Genomic DNA, 6033 nt, shown 5'->3' with positions numbered 1-6033 from the left:
CGGTCGGCTCCGGAGCGCGGTGGGCGGCCGCCGGTTCGGTGCGGGGGGCCTGCCGGGGCGGAAGGGGGTCCAGGTGCCGCTGGTACCGCTCGTCGGACTCGGGCGTCTCGAACGGGTCGGTACGGGTGCGGGCGGCGTGGCGCGGCGGCTCGTCCGGGGCCGGGGACAGCCGACGGCCGGGCTGGTCGGTTCCGTGCTCGACGGGCTGTTCGACGTCGGGCCCGGGCCGCTCCACCGTGCTCTCGGGTCGGCGCGGGGCGAAGGGCGTGACCGTCGTGTCGAGGGCGGTCGGACGCACGGGCGCCGCGGGTTCGGTGAACCGGGCGGCCTCCTCGTCGGCGGGGGCGACGCTGTTGTGTCTGGGCTCGTACAGCCAGTGGGCGACGCGTTCGTCGCCGCCGTGCAGGAAGACGAGTTTGATCTGCCAGGTCCGGTCCTCCCTCTTCCAGGAGTCCCACGAGGCGTCGCCGGTCTCCAGTTGGTGGGCGCCGATCCTCCGGGTGACCACCTCCTCCAGGGAGGGGCCCGGGGCGGCGTCGCCGGTGGCGCGCACGGTGGCGCGCTGGGCCTGCTGGGCGATGTACTCGCGCTCCTGGAGGACGGGGCCCTCGAACCAGCGCACCCGTTCGATGGGGATCCCGGAGATCTCGGAAATGGCCTCCGCGGTCTCGCCGGACCGGATGCGGGCCTGGATTTCCTTGGGGCGCAACGGATTCTCCACTTCGATCTCGTACTGGCCGAGCCGGGAGAACTGGCCGCGTACGGCGGCGCGGAGGCGGTCGTCGACGGGCAGCGTGAAACGGGTCCCACGACCTGTGCTGGCGAGCACCAGGTAGGTGCCGTCCTCACTCACGGCCACGAGGCGAAGCTCGTGCATCGCCCTCCCTTTCGCGTCCCGTCGAGAGCAGGTTCGGCGGCCAGCCCCCGCGTTCTCCAAGTCTGGTCGGCCGACCACGGTTCGGCCAGTACCGCGCCCGGCATGTCCGAACTGTGTGGCCGCCTCCCGTCCGTGGTCCTCACCACGGGTCGCCCCGGGCCGTCCCGGGAGCCTCAACGGTCGTCTCCGGTGCCAATCTTGACACGCGGACCCTGCTCCGACCGGGAGCGGTCACGGCGGGATGTCGTCCATTCCGCGTCAGGGCTCCGCCGTGATGGTATCCCGCGGGTACGTAATCACCCCAGGCCCGGGGAAAACTCCGATCTCGGGCCGCATCCAGATCACGAATCCCCCTCGTGCGCAACCCGACACGCCGGTGTCCACCGGAGTGTGGCCCTTCTTGGTTCCTGGCGTCCTCGGAACACGCTTAGCCGAACACCCGGTCCAGGTAGGCGTTGCCGAACCGGCGGCGCGGGTCCACCCGGTCGCGCACCGCCAGCGCGTCCCCCATGCGCGGGTACACCCGCTCCAGGTAATCGCGGTCGCGGGTGTGCACCTTGCCCCAGTGCGGACGGCCGCCCACGGACGTGAACAACGCCTCCAGGTCGGCGAAGTAGGCCTCGTAGGGGACCCCCCGGTACATGTGCGCCGCCACGTAGGCCGTGTCCCGGCCGTGGGCGGTGGACAGCCACACGTCGTCGGCCGGGGCGAAGCGCACCTCCACCGGGAAGCTCACCCGGTGCCCGCCCCGGTCCACGATCGACCGCGCCTCCCGGAGCACGTCGGCCGTGTGCTCGGCCGGGATCGCGTACTCCGTCTCCACGAAGCGCACGTCGCGCACCGACGCGAACACCCGGTGCGAGACGTCCGTGTAGGAGCGCGTGGACAGGGCCCGCGAACTGATCCGGTTCACGCCGGGAACCAGGGAGGGGAAGCTCCGGCACAGCCGGTTGACGCGGTCGAAGACCGTGTTCGACAGGAAGTCGTCGTCCCACCACGACTGGAGGGCGGAGAGCGGACGCGCGGGGCCCTCGGTGACGTTGTTGCGCTTGGTGCTGGTGCTGTCCGTGTGGGGGAACCAGAAGAACTCGAAGTGGTCGTTGTCCGCGCGCAGTTCGGGCAGCCGCTCCAGGACCTCGTCCAGCGGCATCGGCTCCTCGCGCGCGTGCAGCAGGAACGCGGGGCGCACCGCCATCGTCAACGCGGTGACCACGCCGAAGGCTCCCAGCCCCACCCGGGCGGCGTGGAACAGGTCCGGTTCCCGGTCGGCCGAGCACTCCACGACCGACCCGTCGGCGAGCACGATCTCCAGTCCGACCACCTGGCCGGCCAGACCGCCCGCGTCGCGCCCGGTCCCGTGCGTGCCCGTCTGCACGGCGCCGGCCACGGTCTGCACGGCGATGTCGCCCATGTTGGCCAGGGCCAGGCCGTGTTCGGCCAGGGTGTCGTTGAGGTCGCACAACGGGAGCCCGGCCTCGACCGTGACCGTCCCCTCGCCGGGGTCGACCGAGCGCACCGCGGTCAGTGATGCGGGGGAGAGCAGGAGTCCGTCGGTGATCGCGACGTCGGTGAAGGAGTGGCCCGAACCGACCATCCGGACCCTCAGGCCGTCCCGCGCGGCGGAGGCGACCGCCGCCGCGACCTCGCCGGTGCCGTTCGGGGCCGCCGTCCGCCGGGGGCGGGCCTGATGGGTGCCCGCCCATGTGTTCCACAACACGTCAGTCATGCGACGTGACATTACCCACGAGTCACGTGTGTGGCCAGGGGGTAGCGGCGCCCAGGGTTCGACGAACACGGGACACCGGAGCGGGGGTGGGCGAGCGGGCGCCGGGAGGGCTGGTTTGATAGGCCCCATGAGGCCTTACGACGCGTTTTTGCTGATCTCCTTCGGTGGACCGGAGGGCGAGGACGAGGTCATCCCGTTCCTGGAGAACGTGACCCGGGGGCGCAACATCCCCCGCGAGCGGCTGGCGGAGGTGGGTGAGCACTACTTCCTCTTCGGTGGCGTGAGCCCGATCAACCAGCAGTGCCGGGACCTGATCGCGGCGATCACCGACGACTTCGCCGCAGGTGGGGTGGACCTTCCCGTCTACTGGGGCAACCGGTTCTGGGCGCCGATGCTCACCGACACCCTCGCCCGGATGCGGGACGAGGGCGTGCGCCGGGTGCTGGCGCTGCCCACGTCCGCGTACTGCAACTGGTCCAGTCGGACCGCCTACCAGGAGGACATCGACCGGGCCCGTGCCGCCCTGGGTGACGACGCCCCCGAGGTCGAGCTGATCCGTCCCTTCTACGACCACCCGGGCTTCGTCGAACCCCTGGTCGAGCACGCGGACGCCGCCCTCGCCGCGCTGCCCGCGGACCAGCGGGCGGGCGCGCGGCTGCTCTTCTCCGCGCACTCCATCCCCACCGCTATGGCAGAGGCCAGCGGCGGCCCCGGCCGGGCGTTCGGAGCGGAGGGCGCCTACGGGGCCCAGCTCGCCGAGGTGGCGGGCCTGGTGGCCGCCCGGCTCGACCGCGAGTACCCTTACGAGGTCGTCTACCAGAGCCGGAGCGGCCCGCCCAGCCAGCCCTGGCTGGAGCCGGACGTCAACGACCGCATCGAGGAGCTGGCCAAGGACGGCGTGCCCGCGGTCGTGGTCGTCCCGCACGGATTCGTCTCCGACCACATGGAGGTCAAGTTCGACCTCGACGTGGAGGCCCGCGAGACCGCGCGCAAGCTCGGGGTCGGCTATGAGCGGGCGCTGAGCCCCGGCACCCACCCGCGGTTCGTGTCCATGGTGACCGAGCTGGTCCGCGAGTGCACCGACGGCGCCGCGCCGGTGCGCCTGGGCGGACTGCCCCGGTGCCCCGAGCCTGGCCAGGTCTGCTGCCGGCAGCGTTGAGCCGGGTCGGGCGGAGGGCCGCGGCCGCGCTCGTCGCGGGCCTCCGCTCCGCTTCGTCCCGTCCGTGGCCCCACCACCCTCGACGGATGCCCGCGGCGCGGTGCTCGCCCCTGTCGGCGCCCGAACCGAACCCCCCGGGGGGCGGCGGGCCCGCGGCCGGTCCCCCCGTCTGCGGGGATTCGCCCGATAGGGTCGGCTCCAGACCACACGTCGACGGTTCAGGAGGATTCGCCTTGGTTCGTTCCTGGTATGAACTGCCGGAGTACGTCCGTCTCCGCCGTGTCAACGGGCTGCGCCTCTCCCCGGACGCACCCGCCTCGTGGCGCCCGTCAGCGGCCTCGGGCCCGACGGCGCCGCCTTCCACAGCGCCCTGTGGGAGATCGACACGGTCCCCGCGTCCGAGGGCGGGAACGCACCCCGGCGCCTGACCCGCTCGGCCAAGGGGGAGAGCGCCGCCCACTTCCTCCCCGATGGATCGCTGCTGTTCGGTTCCGGCCGGCCCAATCCCGACGCGACCTCCGAGGCCGCTCCCAAACCCGCCCTGTGGCTCCTGCCCTCCGACGGCGGCGAGGCGCGCCCGGTCGCCTCCAGACCCGGCGGCGTCTCCTCCTTCACCGTCGCGCGCGACTGCGGCCTGGTCGCCTTCACCTCCGACACACACGCTGGCAGCGAGACCGCCGAGGCTGACCGGGAGGCCCGCGAGGCACGGGAGGAGGCCGGGGTCACCGCGATCCTCCACGAGGCCCTGCCCATCCGCTACTGGGACGGCGACATCGGCCCCGACCACCCCCGCTACCTGATCGCCGAGCCGCCCGCCGACGGCGACTCCGGTCTCGGCGAGCACCGGGACCTGACCCCCGACGCGGGTATGGCCCTGGTGAACGCTTCGGGCGACCTCACCCCCGACGGGTCGGCGCTGGTCACCGAGTGGCGGGTGCTCACCGTGGGAGGCGCCGACCGCATTGACGTCGTGTCCGTCGACACGGCCACCGGCGAGCGCCGCACCCTGGCCAGCGACCCCGACCACGACTTCGGCGGGCCGCGGGTCTCCCCGGACGGCCGCCACGTCCTGCTCACGCGCGGCTCGGCGGGCACGTACGACGGCGAGCCCCGCGACCACACACTGTGGCTGGTCGACCTCGCCACCGGTGAGGGCCGCGACCTGCTGCCCGACCACGAGCTCTGGCCGCGCGACTACGCGTGGGCGGCCGACTCCGCGTCCGTCTTCCTCGTCGCCGACCAGGACGGCCGCGGACCCGTCTTCCGCGTCGACCTGGACACTGGCACGCTCAGCCGTCTCACGGGCGACCACGGCTCCTACGGCGCGCTCAACCCCTCTCCCGACGGCCGCCACGTGTTCGCGCTGCGCGACGCCTGGGACGCCCCGCCCGCGCCCGTGCGCCTGGACGCCGCCGTCGTCGACGGAGCGCCCACGCCCCTGCGCACGCCCGGGTCCGAACTCACCATGCCCGGCACTCTGACCGAGATCGAGACCACGGCCGACGACGGCGAGCGGATCCGGTCCTGGCTCGTGCTGCCGGAGGAGGCCTCGGCCGAATCCCCCGCGCCCCTGACGGTCTGGGTGCACGGCGGCCCCTACATGAGCTTCAACGGCTGGTCCTGGCGCTGGAACCCCTGGCTGCTCGCCGCGCGCGGCTACGCGGTCCTGCTGCCGGACCCCGCCCTGTCCACGGGATACGGACAGCGGATGCTGCGTCGCGCCTGGGGGAAGTGGGGGCCGCGCACCCACGCCGACGTCATGGCGATCACCGACGCCGCCGAGGCGCGCGCGGACATCGACGCCGACCGGACCGCCATGATGGGCGGCTCCTTCGGCGGATACATGGCCAACTGGATCGCCGGGCACACCGACCGCTTCCGTGCCATCGTCTCGCACGCCTCGCTGTGGGCGCTGGACGGCTTCAGCGGCACGACCGACCACCCGGCGGCGTGGGAACGGGAGTTCGGGACCCCGCTGGCCCAACCCGACCGCTACACGCTGAACTCGCCGCACCTGCGCGCCGACCGGATCCGTACGCCCATGCTCGTCATCCACGGGGACAAGGACTACCGCGTGCCGATCGCGGAGGGGATGCGCCTGTGGCGGGACCTGCTCCTACACGAGGTGGACGCCAAATTCCTGTACTTCCCCGACGAGAACCACTGGATCCTCAAGCCCGGCAACGCCCGGATCTGGTATGAGACGGTCTTCGCCTTCCTGGACCACCACGTCCACGGCAAGGAGTGGACCAGGCCGGAACTGCTCTGACC

The 6033-nt window shown here is 72.7% G+C and carries 3 protein-coding genes and 1 pseudogene; 2 read left to right on the top strand and 2 right to left on the bottom strand.

Translation table 11 applies throughout. The annotated features are described in order from the left end of the window. Together sepH and BJF83_RS11670 are read right to left on the bottom strand one after the other, a co-directional pair. Positions 1–877: septation protein SepH (gene sepH / locus BJF83_RS11675; protein WP_262391475.1), on the bottom strand; the 877-nt coding region annotated here is incomplete at its 3' end. 427 nt (positions 878–1304) lie between these two features. Next, complete coding sequence (locus BJF83_RS11670) at positions 1305–2603, bottom strand: D-arabinono-1,4-lactone oxidase (protein WP_075926294.1); 1299 nt, start codon at positions 2601–2603, stop codon at positions 1305–1307. 127 nt (positions 2604–2730) lie between these two features. On the opposite strand from BJF83_RS11670, the gene BJF83_RS11665 reads away from it, so the two are divergent. Together BJF83_RS11665 and BJF83_RS11660 are read left to right on the top strand one after the other, a co-directional pair. Next, the gene (locus tag BJF83_RS11665; protein WP_075926293.1) at positions 2731–3762 is read left to right on the top strand and encodes a ferrochelatase; all 1032 of its coding nucleotides are present in this window, start codon (positions 2731–2733) and stop codon (positions 3760–3762) included. Between the two features lie 233 nt (positions 3763–3995). Further along, positions 3996–6031, top strand: a pseudogene (locus BJF83_RS11660) (prolyl oligopeptidase family serine peptidase). The last annotated feature ends 2 nt before the right edge of the window (positions 6032–6033 follow it).

The organism is Nocardiopsis sp. CNR-923, from assembly GCF_001942255.1.
Lineage (GTDB): Bacteria > Actinomycetota > Actinomycetes > Streptosporangiales > Streptosporangiaceae > Nocardiopsis.
The sequence above is the reverse complement of the archived record's forward strand: the minus strand, read 5'-3'. Positions and strand labels throughout refer to the sequence as shown.

Bases quoted from the DNA above. Each gene is read 5' to 3' on its own strand.
- BJF83_RS11670 (WP_075926294.1), bottom strand. From the start codon at position 2,603: ATGACTGACGTGTTGTGGAACACATGGGCGGGCACCCATCAGGCCCGC.
- BJF83_RS11665 (WP_075926293.1), top strand. From the start codon at position 2,731: ATGAGGCCTTACGACGCGTTTTTGCTGATCTCCTTCGGTGGACCGGAG.